The 25,720-nt window shown below is 64.0% G+C and carries 20 protein-coding genes and 1 pseudogene; 10 read left to right on the top strand and 11 right to left on the bottom strand.

Annotation, left to right across the window (positions count from 1 at the left end):
* Positions 1–59 precede the first annotated feature (59 nt).
* Positions 60–398, bottom strand: a pseudogene (locus GV818_RS10740) (antibiotic biosynthesis monooxygenase family protein); the annotation flags it as partial.
* Positions 395–1,537, bottom strand: coding sequence for a cytochrome P450 (locus tag GV818_RS10735; RefSeq protein WP_161776528.1), 1,143 nt, complete (start codon positions 1,535–1,537; stop codon positions 395–397). The gene GV818_RS10735 and the pseudogene GV818_RS10740, both read right to left, overlap by 4 nt.
* Positions 1,538–1,618: 81 nt before the next feature.
* On the opposite strand from GV818_RS10735, the gene GV818_RS10730 reads away from it, so the two are divergent.
* Positions 1,619–2,374: an ArsR/SmtB family transcription factor gene (locus GV818_RS10730; RefSeq protein WP_161758127.1), complete on the top strand. Its 756-nt coding sequence runs from the start codon at positions 1,619–1,621 to the stop codon at positions 2,372–2,374.
* Positions 2,375–2,447: 73 nt separating this feature from the next.
* On the opposite strand, the gene GV818_RS10725 is transcribed toward GV818_RS10730, so the two are convergent.
* Positions 2,448–6,053, bottom strand: a complete 3,606-nt coding sequence (locus GV818_RS10725) for a transporter substrate-binding domain-containing protein (RefSeq protein WP_161776527.1) — start codon at positions 6,051–6,053, stop codon at positions 2,448–2,450.
* Between the two features lie 338 nt (positions 6,054–6,391).
* Here GV818_RS10725 and GV818_RS10720 point away from each other — a divergent pair, with 338 nt between their 5' ends.
* From GV818_RS10720 to GV818_RS10700, 5 genes are all read left to right on the top strand, one after another.
* Positions 6,392–7,585, top strand: coding sequence for an EAL domain-containing response regulator (locus GV818_RS10720; protein WP_161776526.1), 1,194 nt, complete (start codon positions 6,392–6,394; stop codon positions 7,583–7,585).
* A gap of 93 nt (positions 7,586–7,678) precedes the next feature.
* The gene (locus tag GV818_RS10715) at positions 7,679–8,206 is read left to right on the top strand and encodes an AAA family ATPase (RefSeq protein WP_161758130.1); all 528 of its coding nucleotides are present in this window, start codon (positions 7,679–7,681) and stop codon (positions 8,204–8,206) included.
* A 461-nt stretch (positions 8,207–8,667) separates the two neighbouring features.
* Complete coding sequence (locus GV818_RS10710; protein WP_161776525.1) at positions 8,668–10,077, top strand: circularly permuted type 2 ATP-grasp protein; 1,410 nt, start codon at positions 8,668–8,670, stop codon at positions 10,075–10,077.
* Between the two features lie 3 nt (positions 10,078–10,080).
* Positions 10,081–11,031 (top strand): alpha-E domain-containing protein, encoded by a 951-nt coding sequence (locus tag GV818_RS10705; protein WP_161758132.1) that lies wholly within the window; start codon positions 10,081–10,083, stop codon positions 11,029–11,031.
* The gene (locus GV818_RS10700) at positions 11,028–11,825 is read left to right on the top strand and encodes a transglutaminase family protein (protein ID WP_161758133.1); all 798 of its coding nucleotides are present in this window, start codon (positions 11,028–11,030) and stop codon (positions 11,823–11,825) included. Before GV818_RS10705 ends, GV818_RS10700 begins: the two co-directional genes overlap by 4 nt.
* 97 nt (positions 11,826–11,922) lie before the next feature.
* Here the strand turns inward: GV818_RS10700 and GV818_RS10695 are convergent, their stop codons facing one another.
* Positions 11,923–12,573 carry a sel1 repeat family protein gene (locus GV818_RS10695; protein ID WP_161776524.1) on the bottom strand — a complete coding sequence of 217 codons (651 nt, stop codon included), beginning with the start codon at positions 12,571–12,573 and terminating at the stop codon, positions 11,923–11,925.
* Between the two features lie 169 nt (positions 12,574–12,742).
* Between GV818_RS10695 and GV818_RS10690 the strand changes: the two genes are divergently transcribed.
* From GV818_RS10690 to GV818_RS10680, 3 genes are read left to right on the top strand one after another with little or no spacing between them, the layout of a single operon-like run.
* The gene (locus tag GV818_RS10690; RefSeq protein WP_161758135.1) at positions 12,743–13,963 is read left to right on the top strand and encodes a putative DNA modification/repair radical SAM protein; all 1,221 of its coding nucleotides are present in this window, start codon (positions 12,743–12,745) and stop codon (positions 13,961–13,963) included.
* A complete protein-coding gene (locus GV818_RS10685) occupies positions 13,960–14,853 on the top strand; it encodes a TIGR03915 family putative DNA repair protein (protein ID WP_161776523.1) in 894 nt (297 codons plus the stop codon). Before GV818_RS10690 ends, GV818_RS10685 begins: the two co-directional genes overlap by 4 nt.
* Before the next feature lie 12 nt (positions 14,854–14,865).
* Positions 14,866–15,552, top strand: a complete 687-nt coding sequence (locus GV818_RS10680; RefSeq protein WP_161776522.1) for a hypothetical protein — start codon at positions 14,866–14,868, stop codon at positions 15,550–15,552.
* Positions 15,553–15,700: 148 nt separating this feature from the next.
* On the opposite strand, the gene GV818_RS10675 is transcribed toward GV818_RS10680, so the two are convergent.
* The 5 genes from GV818_RS10675 to GV818_RS10655 all read right to left on the bottom strand — a co-directional run bounded on the left by GV818_RS10675 (position 15,701) and on the right by GV818_RS10655 (position 22,024).
* On the bottom strand, positions 15,701–16,720 hold the full coding sequence (locus GV818_RS10675; RefSeq protein WP_161758138.1) for a branched-chain amino acid aminotransferase: 1,020 nt from the start codon (positions 16,718–16,720) through the stop codon (positions 15,701–15,703).
* Positions 16,721–17,011: 291 nt separating this feature from the next.
* The gene (gene lpdA / locus GV818_RS10670) at positions 17,012–18,403 is read right to left on the bottom strand and encodes a dihydrolipoyl dehydrogenase (protein ID WP_161776521.1); all 1,392 of its coding nucleotides are present in this window, start codon (positions 18,401–18,403) and stop codon (positions 17,012–17,014) included.
* A 17-nt stretch (positions 18,404–18,420) separates the two neighbouring features.
* Positions 18,421–19,728 (bottom strand): dihydrolipoamide acetyltransferase family protein, encoded by a 1,308-nt coding sequence (locus GV818_RS10665; protein ID WP_161776520.1) that lies wholly within the window; start codon positions 19,726–19,728, stop codon positions 18,421–18,423.
* Positions 19,729–20,787 (bottom strand): alpha-ketoacid dehydrogenase subunit beta, encoded by a 1,059-nt coding sequence (locus GV818_RS10660; RefSeq protein WP_161758141.1) that lies wholly within the window; start codon positions 20,785–20,787, stop codon positions 19,729–19,731.
* A 1-nt stretch (position 20,788) separates the two neighbouring features.
* Positions 20,789–22,024 carry a 3-methyl-2-oxobutanoate dehydrogenase (2-methylpropanoyl-transferring) subunit alpha gene (locus GV818_RS10655; RefSeq protein WP_161758142.1) on the bottom strand — a complete coding sequence of 412 codons (1,236 nt, stop codon included), beginning with the start codon at positions 22,022–22,024 and terminating at the stop codon, positions 20,789–20,791.
* 196 nt (positions 22,025–22,220) lie between these two features.
* Here GV818_RS10655 and bkdR point away from each other — a divergent pair, with 196 nt between their 5' ends.
* Positions 22,221–22,709 carry a Bkd operon transcriptional regulator BkdR gene (gene bkdR, locus GV818_RS10650; RefSeq protein ID WP_161758143.1) on the top strand — a complete coding sequence of 163 codons (489 nt, stop codon included), beginning with the start codon at positions 22,221–22,223 and terminating at the stop codon, positions 22,707–22,709.
* Between the two features lie 3 nt (positions 22,710–22,712).
* On the opposite strand, the gene GV818_RS10645 is transcribed toward bkdR, so the two are convergent.
* Both GV818_RS10645 and GV818_RS10640 read right to left on the bottom strand, forming a co-directional pair.
* Entirely contained in the window at positions 22,713–23,915 is a 1,203-nt protein-coding gene (locus GV818_RS10645) for an HD-GYP domain-containing protein (protein ID WP_161776519.1), read from the bottom strand.
* A 148-nt stretch (positions 23,916–24,063) separates the two neighbouring features.
* Entirely contained in the window at positions 24,064–25,686 is a 1,623-nt protein-coding gene (locus tag GV818_RS10640; protein WP_161758145.1) for a methyl-accepting chemotaxis protein, read from the bottom strand.
* Positions 25,687–25,720: the final 34 nt, after the last annotated feature.

Below are 25,720 nucleotides of genomic sequence, written 5' to 3'. Positions count from 1 at the left end.
TCGATAGGGGGTTGCGCAGCTGGCTGCAGGGTGCACGTTTTACCGCAAGCGTGGTGCTGATGCACTTGCTGGCTGTCCAGCGGCGCTTGCTGGCGCGCCTGCAAGCCGTAGTCGCGCAGCACGCTGGCGACTCGCAGGCGGTAGTCGGCGAACAGCGAGTCGCGCCCCAGGGCTTGGGCCTGGCGGTGGCATTCCAGATTGCGCCACTGGGCCACCGCCTGCTCATCGCGCCAGAACGACAGGGACAGCAGTTTGTCCGGTTGGTTGAGGCTCTGGAAACGCTCGATGGAGATGAAACCATCGATTTCACCGAGGCGCTCCCTCAGCTCGGCCGCCAGCGCCAGGTAGCGTTCGCGGTGCGCCGGGTGCGGTATCAGTTCAAAGATCAGCGCAATCATGGCCGGGCCTGCGCGCTGTCGCTGAACCGCGGGATGCGGCCGTTGACCGAGGCCTGGTACTGCCAGTCCAGTGACAGGCTGCTCAGGTCCGTTGACTGCAGCAAGCCGTGCAGCAGCGTCTGGACGATGTTCAGTGCCAGCTCGCGGCCGGGGCACTGGTGCGCCCCGGCGCCGAAACTGAAACCCTGGCGCGCTGGGTCGGTGCCAGTGACCGCGGCAATTGCCGGGTCATGATTGGCCGCTGCCAGCAGCACCAGCACCGCATCGCCAGCTTGCAGCGATACACCGTTGAGGGTGCAGTCCTGGATGACGAAGCGCCGAGTGTTTTGTACGGGCGGGTCCAGGCGCTGCTTTTCCAGCAGCCAGCCGCTGAGCTGGCTCGGGTCGTGCCGCAGGCGCTGGCACAAGGCCGGGTTGGCCAGGAGGGTGACCAGGCTGTTGCCGATGAGCCCGGCGCAGGCGTCGTGGGTCTGCGCCAGCAGGCCCACCAGGTTGGCCCGCAGGTCCTGTTGGTCGAGGTCGCCGCGCCGCTGCAGGATCGCCCGCAGCAATGGGCTGGGTTGCGGCGCGTCGAGCAGTGCCTGCATCTGCTGGCTGAGGTCGTGGGCCGCCAAATCGGCGGTATGTAAATGGGCTTGATCGCTCAGGGGCGAGAAGCAGGCGACGAACTCGCCGGTCCGCCGGGCCAGGTCCTCTCGTTGCTCGGCAGGCACCCCGAGCAAGGCCGCCACCAGCGCCACCGGCAGGCGCAATTGCCAGCGCTGCAGGTCGGCGGCGTCAACCGGCGCCGTAAGGGCCGGTTGCCACTGGTACAGGTAGGGTTGCAGATCGCAATCGGCCAGGGCTTGCAGGGCTGGCTCCAGGGTGGCCCGCGGGCAGCTGTGGCGCGGGCCGTCGTTCATCCGCAGCAGACGGCCGAACAGCGCACCGGCGGGGCTGCCGGCGATGGCTTTGGGTACTGCTTCATGGGGTGGCCGCACGTGGCAGGCGGGGTGGTTGAGCACTGCGGCCACGGCCGCCGCGCTGCTGGCGACCCACAGCCCAAGCCGGGATTCGTAGGTCAGGCCACCCCGGGCACGCAGGCGGGCATAGTAGAAGTCGTATGGGTCGAAATGGGTAGCAGCGCTGATCGGGTCCATGATTTATCTCTTTGTTCGGCAGATATCCAGGTTGCTACTATCCTGATCATTTCGAAGGCATGATTCGTCAGGGAGCGAAATATGAATGCAGTGCAAAACGACCTGGGGGTCTCCCAGGTAGCGGCCGCCATCGCCGAGCCGGCGCGTACCCGGATGCTCTGTGCGCTGATGGATGGCCACGCGCGTACCAGCACCGAGCTGGCAGCCATCGCCGAGGTCAGTGCCTCTACCGCCAGTGCCCATCTGGCCAAGCTCAAGGAGGCGGGATTGTTGCGGGTCCAGGTGCAAGGGCGGCACCGTTATTACTGCCTCGGTGATCCGCTGGTGGCCCAGGCACTGGAGGCGTTGATGGTGATCGGCCAGGGCAGTGCCCGCACGTTTGTCCCGCGCACCCCGGATCGCCTGCAATTCGCCCGCACCTGCTACGACCACCTGGCAGGCACCCTGGGGGTGCAGTTGCACGACCGGATGTTCGAGGCCGGCTGGTTGTTGGCGGCCGAGGAGGGTGAGGCCTACCGGGTCAGTGACAGCGGTATCGAGTTCTTCCGTGGTCTGGGTATCGAAGTCGCCGAGCTCAGTGTCTTGCGCCGACGCTTTGCCTGCCCATGCCTGGATTGGAGCATGCGTCGCCCGCACCTGGGAGGCGCCTTGGGGGCGGCGTTGTTGCGCACCCTGCTGGAGCGCAAATGGCTGACCCAGGACCTGGACAGCCGAGCCCTGACCCTGACGGCGACGGGTGGCCGCTATATCAGCAAGCGCTTCGGCATGGCCTTGATCCAGCCGTCCAGGCCGTTGTCGGCTTCGGCCCATCTCGAACTGCAGAGCCTGGGCAACTGAGACCCAAGGTGACTTGCGGCGCCCGGTCTTCGACCGCTGTGCGGCCGGGCGGGGCACACGCCTGGGTTGTGGCTCAGTCGTCGACGATGGACTCCAGCAAGTCACGGTCGAGCCTGACCATGGCCTGTTCCAGCCGCGTCAGTACCGCCTTGATCCGAGGGGCGTCCGCGCCCTCGCGACAGGCCTTTTCCAGGTAATCGCACTCCTCGATCAGCACCTGGGCCTTGATGATCCGCGCGGCACCGCAAATGCGGTGAGCCAGGTCGGCCACCCCCTGGATGCTGTCACTGGCCAGGTGTTCGCGGATCTGTTTCAGGTCCTGCTGGTTACTCTGATGCAAGCCCTTGAGCACCCGCTGGATGGTCTTGGGGTCGCCGCCGGTAAGATGGTCCAGTTGCTGGATGTCATAGCGCTCGCTGCTGGCCGGGAGCGGTCCCCGTGGCAGGGCAGGCAACTGGCGCAGGCGGCGGTCGAGTTCCTGCAGGGCGATGGGCTTGAAGATGCAGCCATTCATGCCGGCGTCCTGGCAGCGTTGTTCCTCTTCGGGTTGGACATTGGCGGTAAAGCCGAAAATCTGCATCGGGGGGCGTCCCTGGGATTGCTCGGCGGCACGGATCTGTCGGGTCAGTTCGTAGCCGTTCATCTGTGGCATGTTGCAGTCGGTGATCACTACGTCGAAGGTTTCCCGCTGCCAGACCTTGAGCGCCTCGACACCGTTGCGCGCCTGGCTCATCGAATAGTCGAGGAACCGCAACTGCTCGCAGAGCAGTTGGCGATTGGCCTGGCTGTCGTCCACCACCAGAATGTGCAGGGGCGACCGGGCGTTGACGGGCAGCACGAGCTGCGGTGCGCTTGGCGGGGTCTCCAGTAATGGCGCGAGGCGCCTCAGCTGCAGCTGTACCCGAGCCAGGGTGCCCTGGCCAGGCTCGCTCTCCAGGCTTAGCTGGCCGCCCATCATTTCACACAGGGTGCGACAGATCACCAGCCCCAGGCCGGTGCCCGAGCGCGCGTTCTGATGTTGCCCGGGCACCTGGCTGAAGGGTTGGAACAGGCGTTGCTGGTCGTCGTGCTCGATGCCGATGCCGCTGTCCTTGACGGTCAGCAGCAAGGGCAGAAGCTCTGGGTCGTCATGCTCGGCCAGCACACGGATCTGCACCCCGCCGTGGTCCGTGAACTTGATCGCATTGCTGACCAGGTTCGACAAGATCTGTTTGAAGCGCAGCGGGTCTACCAGCACATCGCCGTTGGCGCTGCTGTCCAGGTCCAGGTCCAGGCGCAGGCCTTTCTGCCGCGCCAGGCCATCGAATACGCGAAACACCGACTCCACCAGGTCCCGCAGGTTGGCGCGCTCGGGGCTCAGGCTCAAGCGCCCGCTCTCGATCCGGGCGATGTCGAGGATGTCCCCGATCAGCTCCAGCAAGCCCAGGGCCGAGCTGTAGGCGACTTCGATCGAGGGCCGGTCGAGCTGGCCCTGGTCGGCGCGCTTGAGGGCCAGTTCGAGCATGCCGATCACTGCACTCATGGGGGTGCGGATTTCATGACTCATGGTGGCCAGGAAGATGGTCTTGGCACGATTGGCCTTGTCGGCATCGTTCTTGGCCTGGGTGACTTCCTCCAGTAGTTGCTGGCGTTCGCTGATGTCCAGCCAACCGCCGATGATGCCGAGGATTTCGCCCTGGACATTTCGATAGGGCAGCATCCAGTGGTAGATCTGCAGGCGCTGGCCGCGGATATGCACTTCGCGGTCGATCAGCAAGGGTTGGCCGCTGGCGAGGATGGCCTGGAAGTCTTCGGCGAACTGCATGGCCTCAGGCACCGCCAGTTGCTCGAAGCGGGTGCCGAGCATGCTTTGGCGATCGATGCCCAGGGTCTTGAGGTAGCTGTCGTTGCAGATCACCAGGCGCCGCTCCAGGTCGCGCACGTAGATCGGGTTCGGTGTGCCGTTGATCAGTGCATCCATGAAGCGCATCTGGTCGTTGAGGGCTTGCTCGGCGCGCTCGCGCTGGCTGACCTGGCGCCGCATGGCATAGCCCCAGGCCAGGGCGATCAGCAGCAACAGCGCCGAGCCGGCGGCGGCCAGGTACAGGGTAGTGCGGTAGTCACGCCAGGAGGGCGGGGCGATCGCCGCCTTGGAGCGCCAGCGGTTGTTGAGCTCGGTGATGGCGTCAGGGGCAATGCTGCGCAGGGATTTGTCGATGATGCTGAACAGCTCCAACTGATCGCGACGGATGCCGAAGGACTCGTTGAGCAGGGGCAGGTTGAGCGCCGAATTGACCTTGAGCTGGTCTTCCTTGATTCGCGGCAGGTTGTAGCTGACGGAGATCTCCGCCTGCACGGCGCCGTCACCCTTGCGCTCGCGCAGCAGGGTCATGGCTTCGAAGTTGGTCTGCACTTCAGCAATCTTGATCTGCGGGTAGCGCTGGCGCAGCAGCGGCAGCAGGGCGTGGCCGCTGCCAATCAGCAGGGTCTTGCCGGCCATGTCTTCCAGGGTTTTCGGCGCTTCGGGTTCGTTGCGAGTGATCAGCATGTATGGCCCCACGAGGTAGGGGCGGGTGAAGTGCAGATAGGCTTCGCGGTCATGATTGCGAGCCAGGTCGGCAACCATTTGCACCCGGCCCTCGTGCGCCGCATCGCTGAGGTCCTCGAGGCTGGGCTGGGAGTCGATTTCGAAGGTCAGGCCGGTCTTGGTCTCCAGCATCGCCAGCAGGTCGGCGGTGATCCCCAGGTAATTGCCATCGGTGTCGAAATAGGACAGCGGCGGCAGGTAGCGGTGGATGCCGATGCGCACCACCGGGTTCTTTTCGATCCAGCGTTGCTCATCGGCGCTGAGGTTGGTTTTGTCCAGGCTCAGTAGCAGGCGGTCACCCCAACGATTGCGGATGCTGATGTCCTGTTCTTTATGGATGGCTTGCAAGGCGCTATCGAGCAAGTGTTGCAGTCGTTGATTGTCCGGGTTCACCGCGAAGGTGAACCCCGAGGCACTGGCCAGGCCGCTGTAGATGATCCGCAGATAGTCGCTGTAGTTGCGGGAGATCAGAAACTGCGCCGAGACCGCATCGCTGAGCAGCACATCGGCCTCGCCGAAAGCCACGGCGGCCATCGCTGCATCGGCCGTGGCGAAACTCTCGATCCGTGCCTTGGGGTACATGGCCTGGGCGACCTGGGAGGTGAGGGCATCCTGGGAGATGGCCAGGCTGCGGCCCTCGAGGCCGTTCTTCAACGGCGGCGAATCCCCCAGGCGGGCCACCAGGGTCGGGCGGTTGATGATGTAGCTCTGACTCTGCAGCAGATGATGCTGTTGCGCTTCGCTGGAGGTGACACTGCCCATGAAGTCGATTTCACCCCGGGCCAGGGCGGCGAAGACCTGCTCGCGGGTGTCATAGGCGCGGATACTGATCTTCACCCCCAGGGAGTCTGCCAGCAGGCCGATGTAGTCGGCGGTGAGGCCTTCGTACTCATTGGCCTCGTTAACCATTTCCAGCGGCGGCAGGTTGTGCTGCGAGGTGCCCAGCACCAGCTCGCGCTTGCTGCGCAGCCATTGCCAGTCGTCGTTGGTCAGCGTCAGTTCATGGTGATGGGGAGACTCATAGTTGAGCAGTTGCAAGGGGGTCGCGGTATCGCCCAAGGCCGGGAGGCATGCCAGCCACATCAATGCGGGCAGCAGGAAAAGACGAGGCATCGGGGCTCCTGATCGAATAACGGCACAAGGATGAATCGAGGGGGCAACAGGGCTGGCCGCATAAGCCGCCGTACAAGGTTGAGCCGCCAATGCTGGAGGTAAATATAGATCAAGGGCGTGGGCAAAAGTGGCTTATTTTTCCGGGCCGCAATGCCTCGGGCAAGCGCCCTGAGGCTGACGGACCGAAGGTCAGGTCGGTGCCTTGACCTGCTTCAGGTTAGCGATACGCTTGTTTTTATCCGCCCCCTCGCAATGGTTGTGCCGATGGCCGCCACTGGCGGCATGGCCACCGCCCATTGGGTGCATATCGGCAGTCGCCGCTCATCCTGGAGCCGCGCTTGAAGACCCTGAAGATACTGGTTCTGGAAGACCATCCGGTGCCGCAGATGCTGGCCCTGGAGCAGTTGCGGCGCCTGGGTGTGGTCGAGCCGCTGGCCGCCTCCGACGGGGTCAGTGCCCTGAGCCTGCTGCGCCAGCACGGTGGCGCGGACATCGTGCTCTGTGACCTGCAGATGCCCGGCATGGACGGCCTGGAGTTCCTGCGCCTGGCCAGTGCCGAGCGGCTGGTGCGGGCGGTGATTCTCTACAGCGTGATCGAGCCCGATCTGCGTCGCGCGGTCCTGCAGATGATCAGCCTGCTGGGGCTGATCGTCCTCGGGGATGTGGGCAAGCCGGCGCAGTTGACGGCCTTGCGCGAGATGCTCGATCGCTACCAGCAGCGCCATCAGCAGGTGCTTCCGGAGGTGCCCCGGCATTTCGCCAGGGCCAGTCGTGAGGAACTGCTGCGCGGCGTCGAGCAGGGTCAGTTCGTACCTTACTACCAGCCCAAGTTCGACCTGCTGCAGGCCACCTGCAGTGGCGCCGAGGTATTGATGCGCTGGTGCCATCCGGAGCGCGGGGTCCTGGCCCCGGCGGTGTTTCTCGACGAGCTGGACGCAGCGGGCCTGCTGGATCAGGTATTCCTCCAGCAGCTTGAGCAGGGCATGGCCCTGCAACGGCGCTTGCTCGACCTTGGAGAGAAACTGGAGCTGGCCTTCAACCTGTTGCCCCGGCAATTGGCGTGCAGCGACATCGTCGGGCACATCCGCCGGGCCAGCCAACGGCACCAGGTTCCGCCACGGCTGCTGACGTTCGAAATCACCGAGGTCGGCCTGGTACAAGCCCCCGCCATCAGCCTGGAAAACCTGGTGCGCCTGCGCATGATGGATTGCAACCTGGCCATCGACGACTTCGGCGCCGGATATTCCTCCTTGCAACGCCTGTGCGAATTGCCCTTCAACCAGATCAAGCTCGACGCTCACTTCGTCCGTGAACTGATGCACCAGCCGCGCTGCCGAGCGGTGGTCGGCGCCTCCCTGGCCCTGGCCCGCAACCTGGAAATGTGCCTGGTGGTAGAAGGCGTGGAAACCCAGTCGGAACGCCGCCTGCTGCTGGAAATGGGCTGCGAGCTGGCCCAGGGTTACTGGTACGCCCGCCCGATGCCGGAAGCTGCACTGTTGTCCTGGCCGCGTGCGCCCCCGGCGGCGTCCTAGGCATTGGCACTGCCTGGACAAGGCTGACAAGTGCTGGACGCGGGGCGTGATTGTGTCGAAGCTGGACGCCCATCGACCCAGGCAGGGACTTGCATGCTCATCGTTCTCAGCGGATTGCCAGGCACCGGCAAAACCACCATCGCCCGTACCCTGGTCCCGCACCTGGGGGCTACTTATCTGCGCATCGACAGTATCGAGCAGGGACTGCGCGACGGCGGGTTGGCCGAGGTCGGCAAGGCCGGCTACCAGATTGCCCTGCAATTGGCCGAGGCCAACCTGGCACTGGGCAACCGGGTGCTGGCCGATTGCGTCAATCCCGTGGCCGAAAGCCGTGAGGCCTGGCAGGCCCTGGCGCGCAAGCTGGGGGTGGGGTTGCTGGAGGTCGAGGTGGTCTGTTCCGACCGCGAAGAACATCGGCGCCGGGTCGAGACCCGACAGTTGGATGTACCGGGGCTGCAGGCGCCCAGTTGGCAGTCGGTGCTCGAGCATGACTACCAGCCCTGGGCGCGGCCGCCCTTGCGCCTCGACAGCGCACGCCTGTCACCGCAGCAAGCGACGCAACAGATCCTCGCGCGCTTGCCGGCAGAGTCTTTTCGACAGCGCCCTGAACCTGGCGCCTGAACCGCAATGGTGCGCCCCCGGCCAGGGATCGGCCGCCGTCGAGCGAGGCCGAACGCAACCGGTGATGGGGCGCTGGGTAGAAAACTCCCGATAACGGGGCAAAAAGCCCAAGGGCGTGGTTTTGTGCACCGATTCTGCCCGCACCCGCCGGACGCGCAAGGCTCCGGCAGCCTGGATACCCGCTCCAAGCCGGCATCTTTTGTCCTTGTCGTGTCACTTTGCTGAATCAAATTGTCGCTAAACGGTCATTTCTGTCGCGAACTGCTGCGCTGGCGGCGCGTCGTGCATTTGCGGCATAGCGATTGCTATCGCTCTAGCAGGGGGCGGCACGGGCCGTCCCGGCTCACGCGCTCAGGAGGTGCTCAGAGACACCGGGATCGATGATCCCCACCAAGGTTAAAGCCGGGTTCCGTACACAGGGTTCAAATAAAAAGCCGTTGACCGCACGGCAAGGAGTGGCTATGTCCCGCGCTTTTTTCGATGAAATGTATGCTGCCAGCGGCGCCTGCCGACCTCACTACGAAGCGTTCGCCCGTTGGCTGGCGGACACCCCCCTGGAGCTGCTGGACCAGCGCCGGCGCGAAGCCGACCTGTTGTTCCACCGCGCCGGCATCACCTTCACCCTGTATGGCGACGAGCAGGGCACCGAACGCCTGATTCCCTTCGACATCATTCCCCGCAGTATCAAGGCCAGCGAGTGGCGCACAGTGGAGCGCGGCTGCATCCAGCGGGTGCAGGCGCTGAACCTGTTTCTCGCCGACATCTATCACGACCGGCGAATTCTCAAGGAAGGCATCATCCCCGCCGAGCAGGTGCTGGCCAACGAGGGCTACCAGGTGGCCATGCAGGGCCTGGACTTGCACCGGGGCATTTATGCCCACATCGCCGGGGTCGACCTGGTACGCGATGGCGACGGCCGTTACTACGTGCTCGAAGACAACCTGCGCACCCCCAGCGGCGTCAGCTACATGCTCGAAGACCGCAAGATGATGATGCGCCTGTTTCCCGAGCTGTTTGCCGCCCAGCGGGTGGCGCCCATCGACCATTACCCGAATCTGTTGCTGGACACCCTGAAGAGCTCCAGCCCGCTGGATAACCCGACGGTGGTAGTGCTGACCCCGGGACGTTTCAACAGCGCCTATTTCGAACATGCGTTCCTCGCCCGGGAGATGGGCGTGGAGCTGGTGGAAGGCGCCGACCTGTTCGTCCGTGATGACCGGGTGTTCATGCGCACCACGGCCGGGGCCCAGGCGGTGGACGTGATTTATCGACGCCTGGACGATGCCTTCCTCGATCCGCTGTCGTTCAACCCCGACTCCATGCTTGGCGTACCGGGGCTGATCGCTGCCTACCGCTGCGGCAACGTGGTACTGGCCAATGCGGTGGGCACCGGGGTTGCCGACGACAAGTCGATCTATCCCTATGTGGACGAGATGATCCGCTTCTACCTGAGCGAGGAGCCGATCCTCAATAACGTACCGACCTGGCAGTGTCGCAAGCCTGCCGAACTGTCCCATGTGCTGGCCAACCTGCCGGACCTGGTGGTCAAGGAAACCCAAGGCTCCGGTGGCTACGGCATGCTGGTGGGGCCGGCGGCCACCGCGGCGGAGATCGAGGAATTCCGTGCCCGCCTCAAGGCCCGCCCCGAGGCCTATATCGCCCAACCGACGCTGTCGCTGTCCACGTGCCCGACCTTTGTCGAAAGTGGCATCGCGCCACGGCATATCGACTTGCGGCCGTTCGTGCTGTCTGGCCGGGAAACCCGCCTGGTGCCCGGCGGTCTGACCCGCGTGGCCCTGCGTGAAGGCTCGCTGGTGGTGAACTCATCCCAGGGCGGCGGCACCAAAGACACCTGGGTAGTGGAGGACTGAACCATGCTCTCAAGAACCGCTGCGGACCTGTACTGGATGTCCCGCTACCTGGAGCGCGCCGAGAACCTGGCGCGCATGCTCGAAGTCAGTTATTCGCTGTCGCTGATGCCCCAGGCCGGGCGCGGTGATGGCCATGCCGAGCTGGCCATGTCGCTGTTGGCGGCCGGTACCCTGGATGACTACAACCAGCGCTACGGTGAACTCAACACCGAGCGCATGCTGCATTTCTTCGCTCTCGACGACACCAACCCGGGGAGCATCTACTGCTGCCTGAGAGCGGCCCGCAGCAACGCCCATGCGGTGCGCGGACGGATCACCGCGGACATGTGGGAGAACATCAACGCCACTTGGCTGGAAATGCGCAACATTGCCAGGAACGGCCTGGGGCGCTATGGCATCAGCCAGTTCTGCGAGTGGGTCAAGGAGCGCTCGCACCTGTTCCGGGGTGCCACCGCTGGCACCATCATGCGCAACGACGCCTATCGCTTCATCCGCCTGGGGACCTTTATCGAGCGTGCTGACAACACCCTGCGCCTGCTGGATGCGCGCTATGAAATGTTCGGCGAGGAGTCCGAGGAAGTCAGCGACGACTCGGCCCGCGGCTACTACCAGTGGAGCGCCTTGCTCCGCGCGTTGTCGTCCTTCGAGGCGTTCAACGAGATCTACCGCAATGCACCGGGGGCCGAGCAGGTTTCCGAGATGCTGCTGTTGCGCGCCGACGTGCCGCGGTCGCTGCACGCCTGTGTCGAGGAACTGGACCAGATCCTCGCCAGCCTGCCAGGGGACAATGGCCGTGCCGCCCAGCGCCTGGCCGCCGAACTGAATGCACGCCTGCGCTACACCGGGATCAACGAGATTCTCGACTCCGGGCTGCACCTGTGGTTGACCGATTGCATTGGCCAGATCCGCCACCTGGGGCAGACCGTGCACGAATCCTATCTGGAGGTGGTATGAAACTGTCCATCCGTCACGACACGACCTATAGCTATGCCGACGAAGTCTGCACCAGCATCCAGTTCCTGCGCCTGACCCCGCAGAACAGCCTGCGTCAGCAGATCCTTGAATGGCACCTGGAACTGCCGCGCCGAGTGCGTGCGCAGCGCGACCCCTACGGCAACATCCTCCACGTCATGACCCTCGACGAGCCCCACGGCGCCATTGTCCTCACGGCCTTTGGCCAAGTGCAGATCGATACCCGCCGCGAGGTGGAGGGCGATAGCCTGTCGCCACTGCCGTTCCTGCGCTGCAGCCGGCTGAGCCAGGCGGACTCGGCATTGAGCGATTTTGCCCGGCGCCACTGCGGCGAACGCCGAGACCGCGCCGCGTTGATCGACCTGATGCAGGCCCTGGCCGAGCGCATGCCCTACAGCCCAGGCGCCACCGGGGTCGGCAGTACGGCTGCCGAGGCCTTTGCCGGTGGTGCCGGGGTCTGCCAAGACCACACCCATGCCTTCCTGGCTTGCGCGCGCAGCCTGGGAATCCCCGCGCGCTACGTTTCCGGCTACCTGTGTACCGAGGATGAAAGCCACCTGGCCAGCCACGCCTGGGCCGAAGCCTGGCTCGACGATGGCTGGTACAGCTTCGACGTGACCAACCGCCTGGCCCGGCCCGAACGCCATTTGAAACTGGCGGTGGGCCTGGACTACCTGGATGCCTGCCCGGTGCGCGGCATGCGCCGCGGTGGCGGGGCCGAGCAGATGCAGGCGCGGGTGCAAGTGGCGTCGATGGTCCAGGTCCAGCATCAATAAGCGTTGCGCCAGCCGGGCGGAGGTTAGCCCCGGCCCCTGCACTGTTTGCGCTATGGGGCCGGCGTCAGAGCCATAGCGGCCGGTATTTCTTTGCGCCTCAGGACTGGGCGGCCTTGATGGCTGCGCGAATGTCCTCCTGCAACTGCCGGGCACCGCTGCAGGCCGGATCGTCGATGCCAAACTTGCAGGACTTCTCCAGCACCTTCAGGGCCTGCTTGACGTCGGCCTGCACGCCGATCCCGCGGCTCAGATGGAAACCGTACATGGTGCAGGCCCAGGGATCGTCGAGGTCGCAGGCCTGAGCGAAGGACTGCACGGCACACTGGCGAGTCGCTTCGCTGTCGGGCTGCGCTTTCAGCAGGCCTGCGGCGTGGTTGGTGCAACCGGACACCAGCCCCAGGCTGCAGGCGCGCTGATACAGCGGTTCGTAAGTCGCGGCCGGGCCAGCGGCCTGTTGCAGGGTGGTGCCCAACCAGTAGCAGTCGTTGCCGTTTCCGGCTTCGCAGCGGCTCATGCAACTGTCCAGTTGTGCCGCGTTTTGGCAACGGTTGACCTGGGTGGTCTGGATCTTAGCGCGTTGTGGCATGACGGCAGTCGGGCATTGCTGCGCCTGGGCCTGCCAGGCTTTTTCAGCCTGGACCTTGGCCGCCAGCCTGGCGACCAGGGCCTGGCGATCTTCGCCGGCGTTGACCTGGAAGGCTGCGAGCATCAAGGCCAGGACTAGGCATAGACGAGACAGGGGACGCATGGTGATTCCTTTCATGGGGCAGGGCGGTATCGCTGCGGCGCATGGTAAGGGTTTTCCCCGGGGGCCTGTAGCCACCTCGACAGAGTTTTTTGCTGCGCCGCACAAGGATTGCTTGAACCTTGCCAGGCGGACTCTGTACTGTATATAAAAACAGTATCCAGGTGTGATCATGCAACTGATCGACAAGTTGAGCATTCTCGCCGATGCGGCCAAGTACGATGCCTCCTGCGCCAGCAGCGGCGCGCCCAAGCGCAGCTCCGAAGGCAAGAGCGGGCTGGGTTCGAGCAGCGGCATGGGCATCTGCCACAGCTACACCCCGGACGGACGCTGCGTTTCCTTGTTGAAGGTGCTGCTGACCAATTTCTGTCTCTACGACTGCCAGTACTGCGTCAACCGCCGTTCCAGCGATGTGCCCCGGGCGCGCTTCAGCCCCGAGGAAGTGGTGCTGCTCACCCTGGACTTCTATCGGCGCAATTGCGTCAGCGGGTTGTTCCTCAGTTCCGGGATCATCCGCTCGGCGGACTACACCATGGAGCAACTGGTGCGGGTTGCGCAGTTGCTGCGCGAGGAGCACGAATTTCGTGGCTACATTCACCTCAAGACCATTCCCGATGCCGACCCGGCGCTGATCGAGCAAGCCGGGCGCTATGCCGACCGCCTCAGCGTCAATGTCGAACTGCCCACCGACCAGAGCCTCAAGACCCTGGCCCCGGAAAAACAGCTGGGCTCGATCAAGCAGGCCATGCGCACCATCTACACCGGCGAGCAGACGGTGCTCAACGAGCCCCGGGCCCCGCGCTTCGCCCCGGCCGGGCAGAGCACGCAGATGATCGTTGGCGCCGATGACACCGACGACAGCACCATTTTGCACAGCGCCGAGTCCCTGTACGGCAACTTCCGTTTGCGCCGGGTCTATTACTCGGCCTTCAGCCCGATTCCCAACAGCCCGAAAAGCGTGCCCCTGGCCGCGCCACCGCTGATGCGCGAGCACCGCTTGTATCAGGCGGACTTCCTCCTGCGTGGCTACGGTTTCAGCGCCAACGAGCTGTTCAAGGGGCCGGGGCACCTGGCCTTGGACATCGACCCGAAGCTGGCCTGGGCGCTGGAGAATCGCAGCGTCTTCCCCCTCGATTTGAACCGCGCCGAACCGGCGTTGATCTCGCGAATCCCGGGGATCGGCCTGCGCACCACCCAGCGCCTGGTGGAGCTGCGCCGCGAGCGGCGGATTCGCTTCGAGGACCTGGCGCGCATGCGTTGCGTGCTAAGCAAGGCCAAGCCGTTCTTCATCACCAGCGACTACCACCCGCAGCAGGCGGAAAGCAGCAGCGCCTTGCTCTACCAGCAACTGCGGGACCGCCCGCAACCCCAGCAGATGGGGTTGTGGGGATGATCAGCCTGGACTGCGACGACCTGTTCGACACCTGGCGCCAGCAGGCACGCTGGCTGCTCAGCCACTCCATCGACCCGAGCCGAGTCAGTTGGTCCGGGGCTCGGGAAAATGACCTGTTTGCCAGCGACGAGGACTGCCCTGAGGCGTCGGGCCCGTTTCGCGCGCGGATTCCCCCGGCGTTGCTGCAGCTGTTGGAGCGGGCGGGCGCTTATCGCGGGGACCAGCGCTGGAGCCTGCTGTATGAGGTGCTGTGGCGGGTCAGCCACGGCGACCGCACGGCGATGCTCAGCGGTGATCAACTGGGCAGCGAGCTGCAACGGCGGATCAAGCAAGTGGACCGCGAGGCTCATCACCTGCACGCCTTTGTGCGGTTTGTCCGCCTGGCCGAAGGGCGTTCGAGCCTGGCGCAACAGCCGGAGTTCGTCGCCTGGCACGAGCCGGCCCACGACATCCTGGCCAGCGCCAGCCAGCACTTTATCGGGCGCATGGGGCGCCATCGCTGGATGATCGCTACCCCCCGGGACGGGGTGTATTTCGATGGCCGGGAGCTGCTCTATCAACGTCGGTGCCCGCTTGGTTGGCAGCAACTGGCGCAGCCAGCCGAAGACCCCGGCGGCGACTTGTGGCTGGCCTACTACAGCCACATCTTCAACCCGGCGCGGCTCAACCCCAAGGTCATGCAGGGGCACTTGCCGGCCCGCTTCTGGAAGCACCTGCCGGAGGGGCCGCTGATCCCGGCGCTGATCAGCGAAGCGCGCCATGGCAAGCAGCGTGATGGCCAGGCCAGCCCGGTGGCGGCGCGGCCAGGCAAGCGGATTGGTCAGGTACGCAGCGATGGTGCTGGGCAGGCGCCGGGGTCATGCCTGACAATGCGCGGCTTTGAGCAATGAGGCAGATCGCCAATGGATGATGGCAAGGGTATTACCGAGGAGTTCTGGTCGAAGACGGTAACTGACGACGCGAAGATGATGTGGCGAGTGGGCAGCCGTGGGGTGACCTTCCTGATGGCATTGCTGCTGCCCAAAACTGGATTCAACGCCGTGGATATCGGGGTCGGGGTGTTGACCATGTTGATTCCCTTGCTGGTGATCGAAACGCAAAGGGCCTATTCGAAGTTTTCCCCAGGGTTCCTCGCCTGGGTGATTCGCATCAGTGTCTTCGCCAGCGGTGTGGCCATGGCCAGCCTGGGGTTGGTGATCTACTTCGGGATAGTGGTGCCCGTGGTGTCGCTGGTAGGGGTTGTCTTTTTTCAACAGGCGGCCGGTTCAAATGGTCTCGGGCACAGTGTGCTGGAGCCTTTAGGGTACTGGTGGGTGGCGGCGGTCACGACGTTGGTGGTGATGTATTCACTGCTCGAGAACTTTCGCAAGATGAAGGTTCTACAACACACCTATCACTTGCCGCGAGAGCAAATGATGTGGCTCATGCAGGCCCGGCCAATGCGCGCCAGGAATTGGTCAACGTTTGCCGGTTTTGAAGTCTGCGTACTGGTCAGTAGTTTTTGCTACACCTTTCTGGCGTCCCTGGCCGTACTGCTAATGATGGATGGGTCGCGACAGGTACTGACACTATTCGGCATCGGTCTTTGAGGACTGAACCCGCCTTCGTCAGGTCAAGGCGGGTCGAGCAGCCGTTGCATGGCCTGCTCGGCAGGAGCAAGTCGACGAAGTAAATTGCCGGCATGAAAAAGCCCGCCCCTGGCAGGCAGGGGCGGGCTGGGTTGCAGCGGGGCGCGGATCAGACCTTGACGATCCAGCCCGCTGGCGCTTCCACGTCGCCGGTCTGCACACCGGTCAGCTCTTTGTAGAGCTTCTGGGTGACAGGGCCGACTTCTTTCTCGCTGTAGAACACGTGCAGCTTGTTCTGGTACTCGATGCCGCCGATCGGCGTGATCACCGCGGCGGTACCGCAGGCACCGGCTTCCTTGAAGTCCGCCAGCTTGTCGATGAACACGTCGCCTTCGATCACTTCCAGGCCCAGGCGGGTCTTGGCCAGTTCGATCAATGACAGGCGAGTGATACCCGGCAGTACCGATGGCGAGTTCGGGGTGACGAACTTGTCATCATGGGTAATACCGAAGAAGTTCGCCGAGCCGACTTCCTCGATCTTGCGGTGGGTCAGCGGGTCGAGGTAGATGCAGTCGGCAAAGTGCGCCTTCTTGGCCTCGGAGCCAGGCATCAGGCTGGCGGCGTAGTTGCCACCGACCTTGGCCGCGCCGGTGCCTTGCGGGGCTGCACGGTCGTAGCTGGAGATCAGGAAGTTGTGCGGGGTCAGGCCGCCCTTGAAGTAGGCGCCGACCGGGATGGCGAAGATCGAGAAGATGAACTCGGGTGCGGTACGCACGCCGATGTTGTCACCCACGCCGATCACGAACGGACGCAGGTACAGCGCGCCGCCGGTGCCGTAAGGCGGGATGAAACGTTCGTTGGCCTTGACCACCTGCTTGCAGGCTTCGATGAACTGTTCGGTGGGCACGTGCGGCATCAGCAGACGCGCGCAGCTGCGTTGCATGCGGGCGGCGTTCTGGTCCGGGCGGAACAGGTTGATCGAGCCGTCCTTGCAGCGGTAGGCCTTGAGGCCTTCGAAACATTGCTGGCCATAGTGCAGGGCAGTGGAGCCCTCGCTGATGTGCAGCACGTTGTCTTCGGTCAGGGTGCCCTTGTCCCACTCGCCGTTACGCCAGTGCGACAGATAGCGCTTGTCTGTCTTGATGTAGTCAAAACCCAGCTTGTCCCAATTGATGCTTTCGTTACCCATGACACCCTCTATCACTTAACAACCGCCGGAACGGCTCAAGGCTTCTGACGTTTTTTTGGATGGGCACAACAATACTGCATTCCGGGGGCGTACCGCATCCCGGACGATGGCAGGGGCGACAAAAAAACTGAACCTGCTCATGAAACGTCCCCCCTATAACAGCCCCCGTATCCCCGTAGGAGCGAGCTTGCTCGCGAAGGCCCCGGCGCGAACGCTTGGCTATCCCCGCCAGCCCTTTCGCGGGCAAGCCACGCTCCTACCTGGGCACAGTCCTGTGTGTCCCTTGGTTGGTTACAGATGCAAGGCGTGGCCCAATGCGCGCAACGCCGCTTCCTGGACCGCTTCGCCCAGGGTCGGATGCGCGTGGATGGTGCCGCCGATGTCTTCCAGCCGCGCACCCATTTCCAGGGATTGGCCGAACGCCGTGGACAACTCGGATACCCCGACGCCCACTGCCTGCCAGCCGACAATCAGGTGATTGTCACTTCGGGCCACCACCCGCACGAAACCGCTTTTCGATTCCAGGGTCATGGCCCGGCCATTGGCCGCGAACGGGAAGCTGCTGACGATGCAATCCAGGCCAGCGGCGCGGGCCTCGTCCGGGGTCTTGCCCACCACCACCAACTCCGGGTCGGTGAAGCACACTGCCGGGATCGCCGCCGGGTTGAACTCGCGGTGCTTGCCGGCAATCAGTTCGGCGACCATCTCGCCCTGGGCCATGGCCCGGTGCGCGAGCATCGGCTCGCCGCTCAAGTCGCCGATGGCCCAGACGTTGCGCATGCTGGTCTGGCAGCGGTTGTCGATCTTGATTGCTGCGCCGTTCATCTCCAGGTTCAGGCTTTCCAGGTTCCAACCCTGGGTGTTGGGCTTGCGACCCACTGCTACCAGTACCTGATCGGTTTCCAGGTTCAGGGTCTCACCGTTGGGTTCACGTACCTGCAGGCTGCTGGATGTCGCATCGAAGCCCAGCACGCTGTGCTTGAGGTAGAGCTTGATCCCCAACTGCTTCACCGAATCCAGCACCGGCTGGGTCAGTTCGCCATCGTAGGCCGGGAGAATGCGCTCCTGAGCCTCGACCACGCTGACCTCGACCCCCAGCTTGCGGTAGGCGATGCCCAGCTCCAGGCCGATGTAGCCGCCGCCGACCACGGTCAGGCGCTTGGGCAGGGTCTTAGGTGCCAGGGCCTCGGTGGAAGAGATGATCGGCCCGCCGATGGGCAGCATCGGCAGGTTGACGCTTTTCGAACCGGTGGCCAGCAGCAGGTGCTCGCACTGGATGCGGGTCTCGGCGCCTTCGATCTCCACGGTCTTGCCGTCGATCACCTTGGCCCAGCCCTGGATCACCTGGACCTTGTGCTTCTTCAGCAACGCGGCAACCCCGGTGGTCAGGCGGTCGACGATGCCGTCCTTCCATTCCACGCTCTTGCCGATGTTCAGGGTCGGCGCCGCCACTTCGATGCCCAAGGCCGAGCCCTGGCTGTGGTGGCGGGTCTGGTGGAACTGCTCGGCGACATGGATCAGCGCCTTGGACGGGATGCAGCCGATGTTCAGGCAGGTGCCACCCAGGGACTGGCCCTCCACCAGGATGGTCGAGATACCCAGCTGGCCGGCACGAATCGCCGCCACATAACCGCCAGGGCCGCCGCCGATGATCAGCAGTTGGGTAGTAAGAGTCTGTTGCATGCATGCTCCTCTGATCATCAGTCCACAAACAGCGTGGCGGGTTGTTCGAGCAGGCCGCGAATGGCCTGGATGAATTGCGCGGCGTCCATGCCGTCGACCACCCGGTGATCGAAGGAGCTGGAGAGGTTCATCATCTTGCGGATCACGATCTGGCCCTTGATCACCATCGGCCGCTCGACGATGCGGTTGACCCCGACAATCGCCACTTCCGGCAGGTTCAGCACCGGGGTGCTGACGATGCCGCCCAGGGCACCGAGGCTGGTGAGGGTGATGGTCGAACCGGACAGCTCATCGCGAGCGGCCTTGCCGCTGCGGGCGGCCTGGGCCAGGCGCGAGATTTCCTCGGCGTTGCCCCACAGGCTGCGGGCTTCGGCGTGACGTACCACGGGCACCATCAGGCCGATGTCGCTCTGGGTGGCGACCCCGACATGCACCGCGCCGAGGCGGGTGATGACCTGGGCTTCGTCGTCGTAGCGCGCGTTGATCTGCGGGAACTCGCGCAGGGCCACCACCATGGCCCGCACCAGGAACGGCAGCAGGGTCAGCTTGCCGCGGCTGGCGCCGTGTTTTTCATTGAGGTGCACGCGCAGCTCTTCCAGGGCGGTGACGTCCACTTCCTCGACATAGCTGAAGTGCGCGGCACGGTGCTTGGATTCCTGCATGCGCTGGGCGATCTTGCGGCGCATGCCGATCACCTGGATCTGCTCTTCGTCGTGGCGTTCGGCATAACCGGTGCCAGGGGCCGAGTAGCCGTGCAGCGGTTGGCTGTCCTGGGCCAGGTAGGCGTCCAGGTCCTCGTGGAGGATGCGCCCGGCCGGGCCGCTGCCTTGTACCAGGCGCAGTTGGATACCCTGGTCGAGGGCATGCTTGCGCACTGCCGGCGAAGCCAATGGGCGCTCGTCGGCTTCGCGGGCCACCGGTGCCTGCGGGGCAGGGCGGCTGCAGGCGGGTTGGCTGCGCACTGCCGGCTTGGCTTCAGCCTGGGGCGCTGCGGCCACCGCTGCTGGTGCCGGCTTATTAATAGCGGCCGGCTCTTTGTGGCTAGCGGCAGGCGCCTGGGCGGACTCCTTGAAGTTGCCCGCGCCTTCGACTTCGATGCTGATGAGGATGCTGCCCACCGCCATCACTTCACCGGGCTCGCCGCCCAGGGCGATGACCTTGCCGTGCACCGGCGAGGGGATATCGACCATGGCCTTGTCGGTCATGACATCCGCCAGTATCTGGTCTTCCACCACCAGGTCGCCGACTTTCACATGCCACTGCGCCAATTCCACTTCTGCGATGCCTTCGCCGATGTCCGGCATCTTGATAACGTGCGTGCCCATTCAGACCTCCATGACCCGTTGCAGCGCCGCGCCCACTCGGGACGGCCCTGGGAAATATGCCCACTCCTGCGCGTGGGGATACGGCGTATCCCAACCGGTGACGCGCTCGATCGGGGCTTCCAGGTGGTGGAAGCAGTGTTCCTGCACCAGCGACACCAGTTCGGCGCCGAAACCGCAGGTACGGGTGGCTTCGTGCACCACCACGCAACGGCCGGTCTTCTTCACCGACTTGACGATGGTGTCCAGGTCCAGCGGCCACAGGCTGCGCAGGTCGATGACCTCGGCGTCGATGCCGGTTTCCTCGGCCGCCACTTGCGAGACATAGACGGTGGTGCCGTAGGTGAGGATGGTCACATCCTTGCCAGGGCGGGTAATGGCCGCCACGTCCAGCGGCACTTTGTAGTAGCCGTCCGGCACCTGGGCCGACGGGTGTTTCGACCAGGGGGTTACCGGGCGGTCGTGGTGGCCATCGAACGGGCCGTTGTACAGGCGCTTGGGTTCCAGAAAGATCACCGGGTCATCGTTCTCGATGGAGGCGATCAACAGGCCCTTGGCGTCGTAGGGGTTGGAAGGCATCACGGTGCGCAGGCCGCAGACCTGGGTGAACATCGCCTCGATGCTCTGGCTGTGGGTCTGGCCGCCGTAGATGCCGCCGCCGCAGGGCATGCGCAGGGTCATCGGCGCGGTGAACTGGCCGGCGGAGCGATAGCGCAGGCGCGCGGCTTCGGAAATGATCTGGTCCGAGGCCGGGTAGACGTAGTCGGCGAACTGGATTTCCGCCACCGGGCGCAGGCCATAGGCGCCCATGCCGATGGCCGCGCCGACGATGCCGCTTTCCGAGATCGGCGCATCGAACACCCGCGAGGTGCCGTACTTGGCCTGCAGGCCCTCGGTGCAGCGGAACACGCCACCGAAGTAACCGACGTCCTGGCCGAACACCACCACGTTGTCGTCACGCTCAAGCATCACATCCATGGCCGAGCGCAGGGCCTGGATCATGGTCATGGTGGTGGTGGTCATGGCGGTGTCCAACTGGATATTGTTGTTGTGGTCGTTCATCTCAGATCCCCAGTTCCTGGCGTTGGCGTTTCAGGTGCTCGGGCATGTCCTTGTAGACATCCTCGAACATGGTCGCGGCGCTGGGGATCTGGCCGCCGGCGAGGGTGCCGAACTGCTCGGCCTCCTTCTGCGCGGCGATGACCTGGGCTTCAAGCTCGGCACTGACGGCGCTGTGTTCCTCTTCGGACCACTGGCCGATCTTGATCAGGTGCTGCTTGAGGCGGGTGATCGGGTCGCCGAGGGGGAAGTGGCTCCAGTCGTCGGCCGGGCGGTATTTCGACGGGTCGTCGGAGGTGGAGTGCGGGCCGGCGCGGTAGGTGACCCATTCGATCAGGGTCGGGCCGAGGTTGCGCCGGGCGCGTTCGGCGGCCCAGCGCGAGGCGGCGTAGACCGCGATGAAATCGTTGCCGTCGACCCGCAGCGAGGCGATGCCGCAGCCCACGCCGCGTCCGGCGAAGGTGGTGGCTTCACCGCCGGCGATGGCCTGGAAGGTGGAGATCGCCCACTGGTTGTTGACCACGTTGAGGATCACCGGCGCGCGGTACACGTGGGCGAAGGTCAGCGCGGTGTGGAAGTCCGACTCGGCGGTGGCGCCGTCGCCGATCCAGGCCGAGGCGATCTTGGTATCGCCCTTGATCGCCGAGGCCATGCCCCAGCCCACGCCCTGCACGAACTGGGTCGCCAGGTTGCCGGAGATGGTGAAGAACCCGGACTCTTTCACTGAGTACATGATCGGCAACTGGCGTCCCTTGAGCGGATCGCGCTCGTTGGACAGCAGTTGGCAGATCATCTCCACCAGCGGTACGTCGCGGGCCATCAGGATGCTTTGCTGGCGGTAGGTGGGGAAGCACATGTCGTCGATGTTCAAGGCCAGCGCCTGGGCGCTGCCGATGGCTTCCTCGCCGAGGCTCTGCATGTAGAACGACATTTTTTTCTGCCGTTGGGCGACCACCATGCGGTTGTCGAAGATCCGCGTCTTGAGCATGGCGCGCATGCCCTGGCGGAGGATCTCCACGGGCACGTCGCTGGCCCATTCGCCCAGGGCATTGCCCTGATCGTCGAGCACACGGATCAGCCCGCGGGCCAGGTCGGCGGTTTCCGCAGGTTCAATCTCGATAGGGGGTTTGCGAGCCAGGCCGGCGTCGTTCAGACGCAGGTAGGTGAAGTCGGTCTTGCAGCCGGGACGGCCCGAGGGTTCGGGAACGTGCAGGCGTAGCGGTGCATACGCTGTGGTCATGGCTTTCTACGCTCGATCTTGTGGATTTCTTGTAATTGGGCGCGCTAGCTGACAGTCATTTCCTGGGTAAGGAAAATCTTGTCCTACAAACATCATAGGCCGGGTGAAGGAGAATATTTATCTCTGTTTCATTGCGCTGGAGGTCATTTGCAGATAAAAAATCTGCATAAACATAAAAACAAGGTTGTTTTGTCTCATGCGCAAACTGGACCGTACCGACATCGGCATTCTCAACAGTCTTCAGGAGAATGCCCGCATCACCAACGCTGACCTGGCCCGCTCGGTGAACCTTTCACCGACCCCGTGCTTCAACCGGGTCAAGGCCATGGAGGAGCTGGGGCTGATCCGCGAGCAGGTGACCCTGCTGGACCCCGACCTGCTGGGGCTGCACGTCAACGTATTCATTCACGTCAGCCTGGAGAAGCAGGTGGAAGAGGCCTTGCAGCACTTCGAGGAGGCGATTGCCGACCGCCCGGAAGTCATGGAGTGCTACCTGATGGCCGGAGACCCGGACTACCTGATCCGGGTGCTGGTGCCGACTATCCAGGCGCTTGAGCGTTTCATGATGGACTTTCTGACCAAGGTTCCCGGGGTGGCCAATATCCGCTCCAGCTTCGCCCTCAAGCAGGTGCGCTACAAGACCGCGCTGCCGCTGCCGGCCAACGGCCTGACCCTGGGTCTCTGAGGCTCAGGCGGAGAGCCCGTTCCACAGCTGCTCCAGGTTCTTGAAGTCCCAGTCTTCCGGGGCTTCGCGCGCGATGATGCGATCCTGGCCCTGGACCTTGGCCAGATCGATCACGCTCTGCGCCAATGGCAGGTTGGAGCGGGTCGAGAAGAACACCTTGACTCTGGGCGTCAGCAGGGCGCTCGGATGCTGCTCCATCACCACCGCCAGGCGACCGCTTTCCAGGCGCACCAGCGAACCTACCGGGTAGATGCCCACGCTCTTGACGAAGGCCTGGAACACCCGCTGGTCGAAATGGCCTTTCCAGGTGGACATGCGCTGGATCGCCTCGGCCGGGTCCCAGCCACGGTTGTAGGGGCGATTGGAGGTCACTGCGTCATACACGTCACAGACCGCGCCCATTTGTGCAAACAGGCTGATCTGGCTGCCGGCCAGGCGGTGCGGATACCCGGAACCGTCGGCCTTTTCGTGATGGTGCAGGCACACGTCGAGCACCACGGCATCCACATCGCTGCTTTGGCGCAGGATTGCGCCACCGGCTTCCGGGTGGCGCTTGACCTGCTCGAACTCGCTGTCCGAGAGCTTTTGCGGTTTGTTCAGAATGCTGTCGGGGATGGTCAGCTTGCCCACGTCATGCAGCAGGCCGGCGATGCCCGCCAGGCGAATATAGTCCTCCGACAGCCCCAACTGACGCGCGGTGGCCAGCATCAGTGCACAGACTGCCACTGAATGCATATAGGTGTAGTCGTCGGCGTTCTTCAGTCGCGCCAGGCTGATCAGCGCATTGGGATGACGCAGCACCGACTGGGCGATCTGCACCACCAGTTCTTCGGCTTGTTGCATCTCCAGTGCCTGGCCCATGCGCACTTCCTGGAACATCGCCATCACCGCCTTGCGCGAGTGGGCGCAGAGCTTGAGGGCACGCTGGACTTCCTCATCCATGCTCGCCCGCGGCGTCGGCAACTCCACCGCAGGGGCCGTTGTTGGTGTCGGGGTCGGTGCCGGCGGGCTGGCCTCAGGCAGGTCGCAACCCTTGCTGGAGTCGATCCACAGGCTGCTCAGGTTGGAGCGTTGCAGGCGCTGCAGGTCGTCACGGCTGTCGAGGACAAAACCGGCTTTCCAGAATGAGTGGTCCAGCCAGGAACCACAGAACTGATGGATGTACATGCCCATTTGCAGCTGTTGGATCGAGATCAGTTTCAGCATGACCAGCACTCCCCTAGAGGGCGCTCGGCGATCACCGGCCAGCCGTCCCCTGCATGATCGGGATGATCTGTAGGAGGCGGCTGGCTGGCGAACAGCGTCCAGCACGAGCGTTTTTTCTACCTGGCTTCTCAGCGGGCCTTGGCCCGTCTCACAGGGAGAAGCGTGCCACCAGTTTGTTCAGACTCACCGCCAGGGACGACAGTTCACTGCTGGCGATCGAGGTCTGGCTGGCCGCGGACGAGCTTTGCAGCGACAGGTCGCGGATGCTCATCAGATTCTGGTCCACCGAGCGTGCGACCTGGGCCTGCTCCTCCGAGGCGGTGGCGATCATCAGGTTGCGTTCGTTGATCTCGCTGATGGCCTGGGTGATGTGGCTGATGGCAGCACCGGCCTCGTGGGCGATGGCCAGGGTCTGGCTGGCGTCCTCGCTGCTTTGCTGCATGGACACCATGGCCTTGCTCGAACCGCTCTGGATGCCCTGGATCATCTGCTCGATTTCCTGGGTCGAGAGTTGGGTGCGGTGGGCCAGGGCCCGCACTTCGTCAGCCACCACGGCAAAACCTCGACCCTGTTCACCCGCCCGGGCGGCCTCGATGGCGGCGTTCAGGGCCAGCAGGTTGGTCTGTTCGGCAATCGCCCGGATCACGTCCAGGACCTTGGTGATGTCCTGGGCCTGTTGGGCCAGGCCAGCCATTTCCACCCGGGTGTTCTCCACGGTCCCGGTGAGTTTTTCGATGGAGTGGATGGTCTGTTCGACGCGCTCCTTGCCCAGCCCTGCGGAACGCTCCGAAGCCTGGGTCGACTGCGAGGCGGAGACCGCATTGCGTGCCACTTCCTCGACGGCGGCGGTCATTTCGTTGACTGCCGTGGCGGCCTGGTCGGTCTCCATGCTCTGTTGCTGGATACCGGCGTTGGACTCACGGGTGATGGCGCTCATTTCCTCGGCGGCGGAGGCCAACTGAGTGGAAGAGTCGGCAATGTGGCGGATGGTCGACTTCAAGCTGTCGAGCATCGCCTGGGTGGATTTCTGCAGGTCGGTCAGTTCGTCCTGGCCGTTGACTTCGACCTCGGCACGCAGGTCGCCCTCGGCGATTTTCTGCGTGGTGCTCAGCAGTGATTGCACCGGGCGGATGATACTGCGGGTGAACAGCACCGCGATGAGCATGGTCAGGATGATCGCCAGGACGATGATCAGCGAGGTCAGGGTCAGGCCGCTGTCGAACTGCTCGCCGGCCTGGGTCGCCGAGTGTGCGGCACCTTTTTCGTTGAGACTGATCAGCGCTTCGATGGCGCTCTGCAACGTGTTGGCCAGGGGCACGGTGACCTGGTTGATGTAGTCACTGCTCTGTTGCGCGGTATTGGTCTTGCTGGCATCGATCACCACGGCCAGCTTGTCCAGGTAGTCCTGGGCGTTACGCTTGACCTGATCGTAGAGGGTTTTTTCCTCGGCACTGGAGACCAGCGGCTCGTAGTCCTTGATCACCTGGGCCAGGGTGGTTTTCAGCGAGCCCAGCTTGTCCAGGGACGCGCCTTTCTGGCTGTCGGTTTCAGTGGCGTAGTGCAGCGCCTCCAGGCGCACACGCAACGCGCTGGATTCGATTTTCGTGGCTTGTCTGACGCTGGGCAGCCAGTTGGACTGAAGGTCCAGTGCCGCGTCGTGAATCTGTCCCATTTTCCACAGTGCCAGTCCCCCCAGACCGATCAACAACATACAGATGGCGCCAAAACTCAGCAGCGCCCTGGAAGTCAGTTTCAAGTTTCTTATCACCATAAAGGCACCTTGCAAGTTGGAGTGATACAACCAA

Origin of the sequence: Pseudomonas sp. Fl4BN1 (genome assembly GCF_009908285.1) — a bacterium.
Classification (GTDB): Bacteria; Pseudomonadota; Gammaproteobacteria; order Pseudomonadales; family Pseudomonadaceae; genus Aquipseudomonas.
This window is presented reverse-complemented; position numbering and strand designations above follow the sequence as displayed.